General features: G+C 69.4%; 16 protein-coding genes. 7 read left to right on the top strand and 9 right to left on the bottom strand.

The annotated features are described in order from the left end of the window. The first annotated feature begins 5 nt into the window (after nt 1–5). Nucleotides 6–329 (top strand): DCC1-like thiol-disulfide oxidoreductase family protein, encoded by a 324-nt coding sequence (locus ACQCO7_RS24215; protein WP_464073799.1) that lies wholly within the window; start codon nt 6–8, stop codon nt 327–329. A 242-nt stretch (nt 330–571) separates the two neighbouring features. Here the strand turns inward: ACQCO7_RS24215 and ACQCO7_RS24210 are convergent, their stop codons facing one another. Together ACQCO7_RS24210 and ACQCO7_RS24205 are read right to left on the bottom strand one after the other, a co-directional pair. Further along, a complete protein-coding gene (locus ACQCO7_RS24210; RefSeq protein ID WP_464073798.1) occupies nt 572–2,035 on the bottom strand; it encodes an aldehyde dehydrogenase family protein in 1,464 nt (487 codons plus the stop codon). A gap of 211 nt (nt 2,036–2,246) precedes the next feature. Next, the gene (locus ACQCO7_RS24205; RefSeq protein WP_464073797.1) at nt 2,247–3,071 is read right to left on the bottom strand and encodes a helix-turn-helix domain-containing protein; all 825 of its coding nucleotides are present in this window, start codon (nt 3,069–3,071) and stop codon (nt 2,247–2,249) included. 375 nt (nt 3,072–3,446) lie between these two features. Between ACQCO7_RS24205 and ACQCO7_RS24200 the strand changes: the two genes are divergently transcribed. Then, nucleotides 3,447–3,935 carry an ATP-binding protein gene (locus ACQCO7_RS24200; RefSeq protein WP_040835590.1) on the top strand — a complete coding sequence of 163 codons (489 nt, stop codon included), beginning with the start codon at nt 3,447–3,449 and terminating at the stop codon, nt 3,933–3,935. 97 nt (nt 3,936–4,032) lie between these two features. On the opposite strand, the gene ACQCO7_RS24195 is transcribed toward ACQCO7_RS24200, so the two are convergent. From ACQCO7_RS24195 to rpmG, 5 genes are all read right to left on the bottom strand, one after another. Then, nucleotides 4,033–4,293, bottom strand: a complete 261-nt coding sequence (locus tag ACQCO7_RS24195; protein ID WP_010351418.1) for a DUF397 domain-containing protein — start codon at nt 4,291–4,293, stop codon at nt 4,033–4,035. A 579-nt stretch (nt 4,294–4,872) separates the two neighbouring features. Continuing rightward, the gene (gene rpsR, locus ACQCO7_RS24190) at nt 4,873–5,109 is read right to left on the bottom strand and encodes a 30S ribosomal protein S18 (protein WP_010351416.1); all 237 of its coding nucleotides are present in this window, start codon (nt 5,107–5,109) and stop codon (nt 4,873–4,875) included. Further along, a complete protein-coding gene (locus tag ACQCO7_RS24185; protein WP_464073796.1) occupies nt 5,109–6,410 on the bottom strand; it encodes a GTP-binding protein in 1,302 nt (433 codons plus the stop codon). Before ACQCO7_RS24185 ends, rpsR begins: the two co-directional genes overlap by 1 nt. Further along, nucleotides 6,407–6,661 (bottom strand): type B 50S ribosomal protein L31, encoded by a 255-nt coding sequence (locus ACQCO7_RS24180; RefSeq protein WP_464073795.1) that lies wholly within the window; start codon nt 6,659–6,661, stop codon nt 6,407–6,409. Before ACQCO7_RS24180 ends, ACQCO7_RS24185 begins: the two co-directional genes overlap by 4 nt. 4 nt (nt 6,662–6,665) lie before the next feature. After that, nucleotides 6,666–6,830 carry a 50S ribosomal protein L33 gene (gene rpmG, locus ACQCO7_RS24175; RefSeq protein WP_010351413.1) on the bottom strand — a complete coding sequence of 55 codons (165 nt, stop codon included), beginning with the start codon at nt 6,828–6,830 and terminating at the stop codon, nt 6,666–6,668. 62 nt (nt 6,831–6,892) lie between these two features. On the opposite strand from rpmG, the gene rpmB reads away from it, so the two are divergent. The 3 genes from rpmB to ACQCO7_RS24160 all read left to right on the top strand — a co-directional run bounded on the left by rpmB (nt 6,893) and on the right by ACQCO7_RS24160 (nt 8,066). Beyond that, a complete protein-coding gene (gene rpmB, locus ACQCO7_RS24170) occupies nt 6,893–7,129 on the top strand; it encodes a 50S ribosomal protein L28 (protein WP_010351412.1) in 237 nt (78 codons plus the stop codon). Further along, the gene (gene rpsN / locus ACQCO7_RS24165) at nt 7,129–7,434 is read left to right on the top strand and encodes a 30S ribosomal protein S14 (RefSeq protein ID WP_464073794.1); all 306 of its coding nucleotides are present in this window, start codon (nt 7,129–7,131) and stop codon (nt 7,432–7,434) included. The genes rpmB and rpsN overlap by 1 nt, the downstream gene beginning before the upstream one ends. 374 nt (nt 7,435–7,808) lie before the next feature. Beyond that, entirely contained in the window at nt 7,809–8,066 is a 258-nt protein-coding gene (locus tag ACQCO7_RS24160; protein WP_464073793.1) for a hypothetical protein, read from the top strand. A gap of 56 nt (nt 8,067–8,122) precedes the next feature. Here ACQCO7_RS24160 and ACQCO7_RS24155 read toward each other — a convergent pair whose 3' ends face one another. Then, entirely contained in the window at nt 8,123–10,129 is a 2,007-nt protein-coding gene (locus tag ACQCO7_RS24155; protein ID WP_464073792.1) for a zinc ribbon domain-containing protein, read from the bottom strand. 86 nt (nt 10,130–10,215) lie between these two features. Between ACQCO7_RS24155 and ACQCO7_RS24150 the strand changes: the two genes are divergently transcribed. Together ACQCO7_RS24150 and ACQCO7_RS24145 are read left to right on the top strand one after the other, a co-directional pair. Beyond that, the gene (locus ACQCO7_RS24150) at nt 10,216–10,410 is read left to right on the top strand and encodes a helix-turn-helix transcriptional regulator (RefSeq protein ID WP_464073791.1); all 195 of its coding nucleotides are present in this window, start codon (nt 10,216–10,218) and stop codon (nt 10,408–10,410) included. 202 nt (nt 10,411–10,612) lie between these two features. After that, the gene (locus ACQCO7_RS24145) at nt 10,613–11,161 is read left to right on the top strand and encodes a DUF4232 domain-containing protein (RefSeq protein WP_464073790.1); all 549 of its coding nucleotides are present in this window, start codon (nt 10,613–10,615) and stop codon (nt 11,159–11,161) included. Nucleotides 11,162–11,411: 250 nt separating this feature from the next. Here ACQCO7_RS24145 and ACQCO7_RS24140 read toward each other — a convergent pair whose 3' ends face one another. After that, on the bottom strand, nt 11,412–12,524 hold the full coding sequence (locus ACQCO7_RS24140) for a DUF2786 domain-containing protein (protein ID WP_464073789.1): 1,113 nt from the start codon (nt 12,522–12,524) through the stop codon (nt 11,412–11,414). Nucleotides 12,525–12,606 lie beyond the last annotated feature (82 nt).

The raw sequence follows: 12,606 nt of genomic DNA, 5'->3' as shown, positions 1-12,606 counted from the left end.
CACCCGTGACCAGCAGTTACGGGACAAGTCTTTGGCAGTTCCTGGATGCGGAGTTGACCTCGGCGCAGCTTGAACGGCTCGACCGGGAGGTGTTGTTGATGCGTGGGGGTGTGGTGCTCGCCGGTGGGGCCGAGGCGTTGGGGAGGTATGTGGGGTCGTCGCCGTCCGTGGGGTGGCGGGTGGTGGGGGCGGTGGTGCGGCTGCCGGGGGTGCGGGGGTGTGCGCGGGTTGTGTACGGGTGGGTGGCGCGGAATCGGCGGCGGTTGCCCGGGGGGACGGGGGCGTGTGCGGTCAGCCATCGCGCCGGTCCTTCCTCACGGACGGGGTGAAGGACGCCCACGGCCTCACCAGCGGGGCCGGGCCCTCCAGCACCTTCGAGTCGCGGACGGCGAAGATCTCGGCCCGACCGAGGCGAGTGACAACACGGCTGTCACGTTTCTCATTCGCTGATCGGAGGGAACGCCGAGCCGAAGAGCGCCCGCATGCACCGCTGGCGAGGGTGGCTACACCTCCCGGCTCGCCGACCGCGCCGAGGCCGCCCAACTCGGCATGGCCGACGACAACTGACGTGTCAGAAGGGGAACTTGCTCCGGCCCCGCTGGACCGAGATCCACTTCAGGGTCGTGAAGGCATCCAGCGTCGGTTCACCGTTCAGGCGGCCTATCCCCGAGTGCTTCTCGCCCCCGAACGGAATCAGCGGCTCGTCGTGGATCGTCCCGTCGTTGACGTGGAACATCCCCGTGTCGATGCGCTTCGCGAAGGTGACCCCGCGTTCGACGTCGGCGGTGTGGACGGCGCCGCTCAACCCGTACGGAGAGTCGTTGACGATCCGGATCGCCTCCTCCTCCCCGTCGAAGGGGACGAGGAGCGCGACGGGGCCGAAAATCTCCTTGTGCAGGAGCGCCGAGTGGCTCGGCACGTCCGTCAACACCGACGGTTCCACCAGGTTGTTGGTGGTCTCGCCCCGGACCAGGACCGTGGCGCCCTCCGCGACCGCCTGGTCCACGGCGGCCGTGACCGCGTTCGCCTGAAGGGAGTTGATGACCGGACCGATGACGGTCTGGGGGTCGCTGGGGTCGCCGGTCTTGAGCGTCTTGACCTTCGCGACGAACTTCTCCGTGAACTCGCCGGCCACGGAACGGTCGACGAGGACCCGGTTCGCGGCCATGCAGACCTGGCCCTGATCGACGTACCGGCTGAAGACGGCCGCGTCGACCGCGTAGTCGATGTCCGCGTCGTCGAGGACGACCAGCGCGCTGTTGCCGCCCAACTCCAGTACGGTCCGCTTGAGTTGAGCCGCACACACCGTCGCGACGTGCCGCCCGATCTTGTCGGACCCGGTGAAGGAGATGACCTTGGGCACGGGGTGCTCGATGAACGCGTCCCCGATCTCGGCGATGTCCGTCAGGACGACGTTCAGCAGTCCGGCGGGCAGACCCGCGTCCTCGAAGAACTTGGCGATCAGCGTGCCGCCGACGATCGGCGTCTCCTGGTGCGGCTTCACCACCACCGCGTTGCCCAGGGCCAGCGCCGAGGCGACCGGCTTGATCGACAGCAGGAACGGGAAGTTGAAGGGGCTGATGACGCCGACGACCCCAACCGGCTCCCGGTAGAGGCGGTTTTCCTTGCCCTCGATGGGGGACGGCAGCAGACGGCCTTCGAGGCGAAGCGTCAACTGCGCGGCCTCGCGCAGGAATTCCTTCGCGAGCCCGATCTCGAAGCGCGCCTTGAGGTGCGTGCCGCCGAGTTCGGCGACGATGAAGTCGGTGATCAACTGCTCGCGGTCCTCCACGAGCCGAAGGACCCGCTCGAAGACGTCACGGCGGGCATAAGGGTTGGTCGTGGCCCACTCACGCTGCGCACGCTCCGCGGCCCGGTACGCCTGGTCGACCTCGTCGATCGTCGCGATGGTGATCGACGCGAGCTTGACCCCGTCGTACGGATTGACGTCGATGATGTCCCAGGAACCCGTGCCGGAACGCCATTCGCCGTCGATGAACTGCTGTGCCAGGTCGGTGAAGTCGGAGGACGACATGTGATCCCTCAATCCTTGCCGCCGAAGCAGTGGAGGCGGACCCCCGTGACCCGTCTCCCGAACAGCCGTTCAAGCTGATCACACGTCATCGTACTGACGAACAGGGGCCGTTGTAGGGGCAGATGTTCAACAGGCAAGCATCCACGCGGTGTTTATAGGGTTTTCCCTATCGCACGGAGGGTGCTGCCTGACGGTTCAACTGACAGGCGAATTAAGAGAGTTGCAGAAGCCCGCGCAGTAGGTCACGGCTCTCCGCGGGCGACGGGCTGTCGTCCTGGAGTTCACGCAGAACCTGCTCGTACTGCGCGACGTCCTCACGTTTGTCGAGATACAGCGCGCTGGTGAGCTGCTCCAGGTACACGACGTCCGAGAGGTCGGACTCGGGAAAGCTGAGGATGCTGAACGCGCCGGACTCGGCCGCGTGGCCGCCGAAGCTGAACGGCATCACCTGGAGGCGGACGTTGGGCCGCTCGGAGACGTCGATGAGGTGCTGGAGCTGGCCGCGCATCACCTCGCGGTCGCCGTAGGGGCGGCGCAGTCCGGCCTCGTCGAGGACGATGTGGACGTCCGGCGGGTTCTCGGCGACGAGATACTTCTGGCGCTCCAGGCGCAGCGCCACGCGGCGGTCGATGTCGGCGACGGAGGCGCCCCGCATGCCGCGCGCGACGACCGCGTGCGCGTACGCCTCGGTCTGGAGGAGGCCGGGCACGAACTGCACCTCGTACGACCGGATCAGGGAGGCGGCGCCTTCGAGGCCGACGTAGGTGGGGAACCAGGACGGCAGGACGTCGGAGTAACTGTGCCACCATCCGGCCACGTTGGCCTCCCGGGCGAGGCCGACGAGGGCCGCGCGCTCGGTGTCGTCCGTGATGCCGTACAGCGTCAGCAGGTCCTCGACGTCCCGCGTCTTGAAGCTCACCCGGCCCAGCTCCATCCGACTGATCTTGGACTCGGAGGCGCGGATCGAGTAACCCGCGGCCTCGCGTGTGATGCCGCGCGTCTCGCGCAGCCGCCTGAGTTGCGAGCCGAGCAGCATGCGTCGCACCACCGATCCGGGCTCTCCCGCGCTCACGTTCGCCAAGCCTCCCCAACCGTCTCCAGGGGCCGAAGTCTGCCACTAAAACACTCCGAGCAGTACTCACCTGATTACAGAGACGGAAAGAAGCCAAAGCTCACAGATGGGTTGCCCGGGAGGAGGGGGTGTGAAAGCAAGACGGGAGGGAGAGTTGTGCGAGAAGTTGGCGGAAAAAATGACCAACAACCCCCACGGGCGGTTCATTTCGGTCACGTGCACGTGCATCTGCCCTTGCATCCGCCGGTCGCATCCGAAACCATGGTCTCGCGCCACCGCTGCATCGCAACGACACGCGAATTCCCGGGAGTGCCTCGCATGGGGACGAATGGATCGACCATGCTCAAGCCATTACGGCAGGGCCTTCCGCCGCTGGATCCCGCGGCCGTGTCCAACGCCGCCTCCTGCGCTCTGCCCGCCCGCCTCGAAGCGGTGCGCGAGGCACGGCAGTTCACCCGCCGCACGCTCGGACAGTGGGACGTCGGCGACCGCTTCGACGACATCTGCCTCGTCGTCTCCGAACTGGTCACCAACGCGCTGCGGCACGGACTGCCGTCCGCCCAGGCCGAGTCGAACGGCTCCGACGACCATCAGCCGCCCGTGCGGCTGCACTTGATGCGGTGGACCGGACGGCTCGTGTGCGCGGTGCGCGACCCGGGCCGTACGACGCCCGAGGCGCGCGAGACCGACGACTTCGCGGCGGAGTCCGGGCGCGGCCTCTTCCTCGTCGACTCCTTCGCCGACAGCTGGGGCTGGCACCCACTGGCCGGCGCGCTCGGCGGCAAGGTCGTGTGGGCCCTCTTCGGGCTCGGCACCCCCGCCGAGTGACGTATGAACACGTACGACGCCGGGCGCGCGAGTTCTACGCGCGTCACCGGCGGGTCGTATACGGAGAGCGGCCGTCCGTCCCCCGGAACGGCCGCTCTCAGCCTGCGATCAGGTGGTCGAACTCACCGTCCTTGACGCCGAGCAGCATCGCCTCTATCTCCGCGCGCGTGTAGACCAGCGCGGGTCCGTCCGGGAAGCGCGAGTTGCGCACCGCGACGTCGCCGCCGGGCAGGCGCGCGAACTCCACGCAGTTTCCCTGCGAGTTGCTGTGCCTGCTCTTCTGCCAGGCCACCCCGTGCAACTGCGTGGCCGTCATGCCGTTGTACACGTCGCGTCCCCCGTCAACGTCGTGGTCCACAGGTCGCTCCCTGCTGGTGCACTGGCTCTTGCGGCCGTTGGTGCAGTGGTCAACTGTCCGGATCATAACTCCGTTCATGTGCAGATGCGCGAGCAGATGCACGTGCACGCGGCGTGCCGTCGCGGTTACAGGTTTGACGCACGTTTTACCGAGCGCGTTCCAGGGCGCTTGGCCCGCTGGTCCCCCGTACACAGCCCGTGCCTTCAGCCCGTGCATCTATCAAGACGCGCGCCGGGGCCTCGGTGTTCCTGTCTTCAACCGATTGGTCCAGTCCGGTTGTTGGCCGGATCACGACCGTCCGGCGGACCGGGGGGCTCCACTTGCGGCACCCTACGGCGCCGGTGTGGGGAAACCGGGTGCGTCGAGGTGCGGGCGTGGTGGGGGTGTTGTGGGTGCGGACGCGGGCTACGGCCGTTGCGGGGGCCCAAGTCGAGGGTAGGGCTTAGGACTTGGGGGCCTTTCCGGCTGCGGGTGCCGGGGCCGTCGTAGCCGGAGATGACGCGAGGGGCGGGTGGCTTCGCGGGACAACTCCCGTAAGCCACCCGCCCCTTCGGGGGGTTTCGCGCCAACTACCGCGAACTACTTCGACACGTACGGGAGTAGTGCCATCTCCCTCGCGTTCTTGATCGCGCGCGACACCTGGCGCTGCTGCTGGGCCGTGATCCTCGTGACCCGGCGGCTGCGGATCTTGCCCCGGTCCGAGATGAACTTCCGCAGCAGGTCGGTGTCCTTGTAGTCGATGTACGTGATCTTCGCCTGGTCCAGGGGGTTGGGGCGGGGCTTCTGGGGCTTGCGGTCGAGCTTGCGCGGGGGCATCAGATCTCCAGGAGGGTGTCGAAGGCGGGCGGGAGGTTCTGCCACGCCGTGCGGCCCGCCTCGTACTCGGCGTCCGTCAACAGGCAGTGCTCCAGGAGGTGTTCGAGGCCGTCGCGGTCCAGGCCGGGGGAGGTGAACACCAAGTGCTGGCAGCAGTCGCCGTGTTCGGGGTGCCAGTCCAGGGCCGCGGCGGCTCGTCTGGTCGGGGGGACCATGTCCCAGGCCGCGTCCGGGAGCGACGCGAGCCAGGGGCCTGCGGCCTCTACGCAGAGTGCCCCTCCTGCCGCGTCCCAGTGGAGGAGGGTGTCCGGCTTGTCCGCCAGCCAGAAACGGCCCCTGCTGCGCGCTGCCGCGCAGGTCAGGTCCTCCAGCGCCGCGTAGAGGCGTTCCGGGTGGAAGGGGCGGGCGCAGTGCCAGACGAAGGTGGTGACGCCGTGGTTGTCGGCTTCCGTGGGGAGGAGGGCGGAGGCGGGGTGCTGGGCTGCGGCGGCGGCCTCCACGTCGAAGCCGGCGAGGGCTTCGCGGGCGAGGGGGGTGGGGGGTGACTGGGTGTTGCCGGGTGCGGGTACGTCGTGGTCGCTCGCGCCCCGCGGCGGAGCCGCAAATTGATCCAGCCCCGCGCCCCTTAGGTCCGTGGTCGCTTCCGTCAGGAATGCGTCCCAGTCCAGATTCTCTCCGGCTGCGCCCGCCAGGTCCCCTGTGAGGTGGCCGCCCGACACGGGGACCTGGCGGGCCGTTGGGTGGAGTTGGGTCAGGAGTTCGTGGTCCTCGTCGTCCGCCTCCGGGGAGTCGACGATCGCCAGGACCGGGGCGTACTCCAGCTGGCGGGCGAACGTGTCGGCCACCGTGCGTTGGTCCGTGGGGGCCGCCGCGAGGCCGCGTTCCGCCAGGTCGTCGCCGTTGCCCAGGTACGGGATGAGCAGGGCCGGATCGATCGCCGTGATGACCGATGTGACCGTCAGGCCCGCCGCCGCCACCACCTCCGCCATCGCCTTCGGTTCCACCGAGTCCCAGAGTTCGACGATCGCCAGGGCCGTCGTACCGGCGTCCGCCAGGCGGCGGAGTTCGGGGACCAGGTCCTCGCGCAGCGCGCAGCAGGCGCAGTCGTTCGACAACGGGGCCTCGCCCGCGGCGACGAGGCCCGTCTCGTCGTGGATCGTGCGGATGACCGTGCCCGCCGTCGCCGTAGCGAGGTCGTGGTGCAGGACCACGCTTCCCGGTACGTCCCTGAGGAGTTGGGCGACCGTCGCCTTGCGGGCCTCCGCGTGAAGCCCGCCGACGATCGCCACGGACAGGGTCACGCGCCGGCTCGCTTTCCGTAGCGCTTCTCGAAGCGTTCGACGCGGCCGGCCGTGTCCAGGACGCGGGCCGTACCCGTGTAGAAGGGGTGGCTGACGTTCGAGATCTCGACGTCGACGACCGGGTACGTCGCGCCGTCCTCCCACTCGATCGTCTTCTCGCTCGTCATCGTCGAGCGGGTCAGGAAGGCGTAGTTCGCGGCACGGTCACGGAAGACGACGGGCCCGTACGCCGGGTGGATTGCCTCACGCATGTCTCTAGCGCTCCTCTCGGAAATCGACGTGGCGGCCGACCCTCGGGTCGTACTTGCGCAGAGTCATACGGTCCGGGTCGTTGCGGCGGTTCTTGCGGGTGACGTACGTGTAGCCGGTCCCCGCCGTGGAGCGGAGCTTGATGACCGGGCGGAGTTCGTTGCGTGCCATGCTGGTATCTTACTGAAAATGACTTCCATTAGCGATAGTCGATCGAGAGAGGTAGGTCACTCATGTCGGCGCACTGCATGCTGACCGGGGCGCAGCCGGGGTTCGGGAACCGCATCTCGCACTCCCACCGGCGGACTTCGCGGCGGTTCGACCCCAACATCCAGTCGAAGCGGTACTGGTTGCCCGGCGAAGGCCGGTACGTGCGGCTTCGGTTGAGCACGAAGGGGATCAAGACGGTCGACTCCATCGGGGTCGAGGCCGCGGTTGCCCGGATCCGGGCTCGGGGGGTGCGGGTCTGATGGCGAAGAAGAGCAAGATCGCGGCGAATCTCCGGCGGCAGGAGGTTGTCGCCCGGTACGCCGAGCGGCGGGCCGAGCTGAAGGAGATCATCCGGCGGCCGGCGTCTTCCGAGGAGGAACGTGCTGCGGCCCGGCGGGAGTTGGAGCGGCAGCCTCGGGACGCGAGTGCGACCCGGGTGCGGAACCGGGATCAGGTGGACGGGCGGCCTCGGGGGTACTTCCGGGCGTTCGGGTTGTCCCGGGTGAGCTTGCGGGGGCAGGCGCATGCGGGGTATCTGCCGGGGGTTCGGAAGAGTTCCTGGTAGGTGGCCTTGAAGGTGCGGCGCCGTCGTGGCTTGTCGCGCCCGCGCAGCGGTAGCCGCACATAGACACAGCCCCGCGCCCCTGGGTAAGTCGACTCATCGCTGGTTCCAAGTTCGGGCATTGATGCGGCTGGTAGCTTGCCGTCGTCTCGGGCTTCTAGCGCTTGGAGTGTGCCGTGCGTTCCGTGGGGTTGTCTGGGGTTGCCGTAGTCGCGGGGGTCGTCGTACTGGCCGGGTGCAGCAGCGATGGGGATTCGTCGCCCTCGCCCAGCCCTACGACGGCCTCCGCAAGCGCGTCTGCACGTGCATCCACGTCTGCGTCCACCCCCCTCGCCGGCAGCTGGCTCGGTACCGCCGGTGGGCAGGCCGTCGTTCTCATGGTCGAAGGCGGCAAGGCGTCGCTGTACGCGACCGGCGGCACCGTCTGCAACGGGACCGCCGGCGACGAGGCCGGGATGCGGATGATCCACCTCACCTGTCCCACCGGGAACAAGGACCGTACGACCGGGATGGTCGACTCCGTCGACGCGGAGAAACTGGTCGTGACCTGGACGGGGAGTGTGGGGAAGGAGACGTACACCAAGGCGGACGGGAGCGTGCTGCCGTCGGGTGTGCCGACCGGGGGTCTGGGGTAGGGGATGATCCCCCTGACCTGAGCAACGTCACTCGTTCCTAAGACTTGTTCCACTCTTCACCAGAGGGTGAGTTGCGGGTCGCAGCCGGGGCGGTGTCCGGGCTTTCCGGCGTGGTCACGCTGGGGGCGTGGCTCATCCAGGGTTGCTCGGGTCCGTCTTGCGGCGGTTCGGTGAGCAGAGGTCTCCCGTCGGCGGGAGACTGCCACGTGACCAGCACCCCGAGGAGCGTTCTGGCACGGTGTGGTTGACTCACTCAGGGCCTCTTCCAGCCCTTGTCCGTACTTGGTCTGCGTGTGCCGGGACAACTGGGTGTCCAGGTATGCGGTCTTGGGGTCGTCCGCGTCGGCGAGGCGGACGAAAACGGCCAGGGCGGCGGACACGAGGTCACGCTTCCCGGTGAGGCCGCAGGCGGTGCACCGGTGTTCCCGGTCTCTCAGCGTCTTGGTGACGCGCTCGCCGCACAAGCAGTGCTGGGACAGGGCCGTCGACCAGGTGGAGGCCCGCACGAGCCGACCGCCCGCCGCCCGGCACTCGGCGTCAAGGACGGCGATCAGCATTCCGGGTGTGGTCTGGGAGAGGCGCCTGCCCCACAGCCGGTACCAGGTGCGGATGTCGCAGTCCTCGACCGTGAGGTTCACTCCATGGGCAGCGATGATCTGCCGGGCGATCCGGCGGGCTCGGTGGCGGCGGTGCTCGGCGGCGGAGGCGGCGGCTTCGGCCTGGCAGGCGCGCAGTCTCTGGTAGCCGTCGGACAGCCGGTCGCGGCGGTACGCCTGCTTCGGCACCCCGTCCGCACGAGCGACGCGGGCACCGCCGGACACGGTGACGGTCTTGGCGGGCAGGCCCTTGGAAGCGCGGCGCTCCGCACGCCGGGCCTGCTTATTCGACAGTCCGTACTGCGCCGCGTTCGTGGACCGGCGGGAGCGTTCGAGTGCCCGCGCCCGGCCGCGCTGCCTGTTCGCCTGCCTGGCCAGCAGGGCGAGTTCGGCGTCGGTGAGAGTGATCTCGGTGGACGCGGGGGCGCTGTCGGCGGGGTCCAGGCTGCCGGGGAAGGAGACGACTGAGAGGTTGGAGACGTTGCCGTCCACCCCGCCTACACGGTCCAGCGCGGCGGCCTCCTGGCGCATCTCGCGTACGGCCTGGGCGGTGTGGCCGGGGCCGAGGATCATCAGGTGCGCCTCGTACACCCAGCCGCCCGGCGCGGACGGCTTGCGACGGCGGACGAGGTCCACCTTGTGCCAGCGGCCGGGGTCGGCGAGGAAGTGTTCCACCCGCGCCCGCTGTCCGGCCCCCTGCGGGATACGCACGGGCAGCACGAGGTCACCGGCTTTGGAGCCAGAGCCTCCGGCAAAGACGACAGCGAGGGGGCCTGCGTGGTCCCACCACGTGGCCTTGCGCGTTCCTGGCCTGCCCGAGGCGGTCACCTTTCCCGTGGGAACGGCGTCGGCCGGGATGGCGGGCTTCGGCATCCGGCGCGGTTGCCGCATCCCGTGCCGCCCGTCGCCGGTGTAGGCCAGGTCATGGCCGTGCAGGGTGCCGACGAGCCGGAAGGTCTCCCACTTGTTGGCGGTGGTGTGGGAGCGAGCGCGGCCGGGAATGCGGGTGAAGTCGTGCCGGCGGCCAACCTTGGGTCGGCCGAAGCGGTGGCCGCCGGCGTCGGAGAAGAGGTGGCGCCGTACGCCGTTCCACACCTCGTCGGCCATGTGCATGACCAGGGCCTTGGAGGCGTGGTGCTTCAGGTGCCCCGAGCCTTCCAGATGGCGGTAAGCGCACCGCTCCAATGCCTCGCGGGTCAGGCCGAGACGCTGCCGTACGGCCTTCGCGCCCTGCTCATCGCGCTCATGCCAGGCGGACCAGTAGACATCCACCCTGGCGCGGGCGTCCCGCTGGACGGCCCGCTTGATGCTCCACATCGCGCCGAACAGCCTGTCCAGCCGGGCGAGGTCGACGGTGTCGGTGATGGCGAGCGGCAGCACCATCACCGACACCGCCCCGCCGTCGGGTCTGGCCCACTGCGGGGCCTTGTTCTTCCCTCGAAACTTCCGGACCCGGGCAGCCTGCATGACCATCACCTCCGACTTTAGATTAGCTGACACCATTCAATTTAAGGAATTAACTCAGCTACTGCAAGTGCGATAGAATCGGACTCATGGCCCTCACGATTCCTGGTTACGAAGATGCGAAGCAGGCAGCAGCGCGACTGGGAGTGACCGTCCAGCACGTCTACAACCTCAACTCCAGCCGCGCCGACTTCCCCACACCCGTGTACGTGGGGCGCACCCCACTGTGGCCGATCGACCAGTTGGATGCCTGGCGAGTGGCCCACCCGAAGCGCGGGAATTGAGAGCCTCATACCCGGCGTCATCGCCGAACGACGGACGCGGGTGGAACACTCCCTGGTCCAACTGAAAGACTTCCAGGCACCAGGCGCCAGCGCCTCAAACGCGTAGTAGGCGTTTCGATGACGACGTCCGCGCCGTAGCCGTCCTGCACGACCTCACGTCCGACCACCCGTGAATCACAGAACACCTTTTAGGGATCAGTTCATGCGCGCCGTTCCGCTCCGCCTCAGCGTTGCCGCTCTCTCCGCGGCCCTTCTGCTCTCCGCGTGTTCCGGGGGCGGTGACGACGACAAGAACGCCGACTCGGGTACGACGCCGTCGGCGTCCGCGCCCGCCGCCGGCGGCTCCACCTGCGCCGTCGACAAGCTGGACACGCAGGCCGGCCCCGTCAACGCGGCTCCCGGTGTCGGGGACAGCGGCAACGTGACGTTCACGATCACCAACACCGGCGACGAGTGCTCGCTGGCCGGCTTCCCCAAGGTCCAGCTGAAGGCGGGCGGCACGTCCGTCGCCGTACCGCAGGACCCGGCGGCGGTCGCGCAGACGGTGACCCTGCCGGCCCAGGGCACCGCCTCCTTCACGATCACCTACACGCGCGGGGACGGCGACAAGGCGATCGCGGCGAAGAAGCTGGAGTTCGGGCTCGCGGAGGGGTCGGGCAAGGAGTTCGACTGGTCGTACGGGGATGTCGTCCTGAAGGACACGAAGACGCCGGACGCGACGGTGAGCGGGTTCCAGCAGGCCGGGGACTGAAGACGGGGCTCGGGGCGGGGGCCGGGGCTGAGGCTCGGGGGGCGTAGGGGTGCGGCCGGGCCGGAGGCCGACGGCGGGACGGCTCGCGCCGAGCTCGGCGGGACGCGCTTCACGGCCTGGCCTTGCTCGGCCGGGGCTCAGGGGGCATAGGGGTGCGGCCGGGCCGGAGGCCGACGGTACGCGCTACACGGCCCGGCCTTGTTCAGTCGCGCCCCGCTTGACGGGCCCGCGCAGCCCGCCCGCCCCAACCTCACGCCCCCGGCAGCCCCCGCCGGTCCCCCACCGTCGCCCGGTCCGCCGCCTCCGCTCCCTCGACCCACCCCGCCTCGTCCGTGATCCCCCTCAGCCGCGTGCTGACCGTGTGCGGGAACAGGTCGTCCGTCGCGTTGACGACCGCTACGTCGCGCGTCGCGAGGACCGGGAGCAGGTCCTCCGGGATCTGCGTGCGGGTCGCCTCCGCGAGGCGGGTGCCCATGCGGTGCGCGTAGGCCGCGAGGAAGGACTGGCGGAACGTTTTCGTGCGTTTGCGGCCGGACGCCCGCTGCGCCGCCTCCGCGCGGGCCATCGCCGTCTGCGCCTGGATCAGCAGGGAGGTGTAGAGCAGCTCCACCGCCTCCAGGTCCGCCTCGAAACCGACCACCGTCGAGAAGCAGAAACCTTCGTTCCACACCGACCGGCAGTGGTTCGCCTCCGCCACCGCGTCCAGCAGGATCGCCTTCGCCTGCTCGTACGGGGGCTCCACACCGATACGGCAGGCCGCGGGCGCGTCCGGCGCGGGCGCCGCCGCGTCCACCAGCGCCTCGTCCACACTGTGCCGCGCCATCAGCTCCTGCGCCTTCGCGGTGAGCGCCTCCGCCTCCTGCGGGTACGTCGTCGCCTCCGCCTTCGCGAGGAGCGCGCGGATCCGGGTGAGCGTACGGTCCGCGCCCGCGCGCGTGGGCCTGCGCGGCTCGGTCAGGGGCTCCAGCGTGGGCAGGCGAAGGAGGCGGCGGTACAGCTCCAGGACCGCCGTGGCCTGCGTGAACCTGTCCGCCGGGGGCGCCGGTTCCACCGGGAGCGCCTCCAGCTGAGCCCTCCAACGCGGGCCCCGCGCACGGTCGTTCCCCGCCTGCGCGCGGATCAGGGCGGCCAGGTGGCGGACGTGTACGTCGTCCAGGTCGCGGCGGGTGAGCCGTACGAGGTCGGCGGGCTGCCAGCCCCTCGTCCAGGCCGTCGCGAGGAGCTCCTCGCCCTTGGCCTTGAGGCCGGGGTCCGTGGTGGGGTCGGCGGCGAGGAGGGAGGCGGCGGTGTCGAGGGTGGCGTCCGTGGTGTCGTACAGGGCTGTCGCGAGGGCTTTGGCGAGGGTGGGGTGGGGCTGGCTCACCCGGTGATGGTGTCACGGGGCGGGTTTTGAGGGCACGCGCGCGTGGAGCACGTTCCCGGCGTTATCCAGCACGCGCGCGTAG

The organism is Streptomyces saintjeani, assembly GCF_055409605.1.
This window is presented reverse-complemented; position numbering and strand designations above follow the sequence as displayed.

Excerpts from the sequence above, each read along its gene's own strand:
- ACQCO7_RS24210 (WP_464073798.1), bottom strand. The coding sequence starts at position 2,035 with ATGTCGTCCTCCGACTTCACCGACCTGGCACAGCAGTTCATCGACGGC.
- ACQCO7_RS24205 (WP_464073797.1), bottom strand. The coding sequence starts at position 3,071 with ATGCTGCTCGGCTCGCAACTCAGGCGGCTGCGCGAGACGCGCGGCATC.
- ACQCO7_RS24200 (WP_040835590.1), top strand. The coding sequence starts at position 3,447 with ATGCTCAAGCCATTACGGCAGGGCCTTCCGCCGCTGGATCCCGCGGCC.
- rpsR (WP_010351416.1), bottom strand. The coding sequence starts at position 5,109 with ATGCCCCCGCGCAAGCTCGACCGCAAGCCCCAGAAGCCCCGCCCCAAC.
- ACQCO7_RS24180 (WP_464073795.1), bottom strand. The coding sequence starts at position 6,661 with ATGCGTGAGGCAATCCACCCGGCGTACGGGCCCGTCGTCTTCCGTGAC.
- rpmG (WP_010351413.1), bottom strand. The coding sequence starts at position 6,830 with ATGGCACGCAACGAACTCCGCCCGGTCATCAAGCTCCGCTCCACGGCG.
- rpmB (WP_010351412.1), top strand. The coding sequence starts at position 6,893 with ATGTCGGCGCACTGCATGCTGACCGGGGCGCAGCCGGGGTTCGGGAAC.
- rpsN (WP_464073794.1), top strand. The coding sequence starts at position 7,129 with ATGGCGAAGAAGAGCAAGATCGCGGCGAATCTCCGGCGGCAGGAGGTT.
- ACQCO7_RS24160 (WP_464073793.1), top strand. The coding sequence starts at position 7,809 with ATGGTCGAAGGCGGCAAGGCGTCGCTGTACGCGACCGGCGGCACCGTC.
- ACQCO7_RS24155 (WP_464073792.1), bottom strand. The coding sequence starts at position 10,129 with ATGCAGGCTGCCCGGGTCCGGAAGTTTCGAGGGAAGAACAAGGCCCCG.
- ACQCO7_RS24150 (WP_464073791.1), top strand. The coding sequence starts at position 10,216 with ATGGCCCTCACGATTCCTGGTTACGAAGATGCGAAGCAGGCAGCAGCG.
- ACQCO7_RS24145 (WP_464073790.1), top strand. The coding sequence starts at position 10,613 with ATGCGCGCCGTTCCGCTCCGCCTCAGCGTTGCCGCTCTCTCCGCGGCC.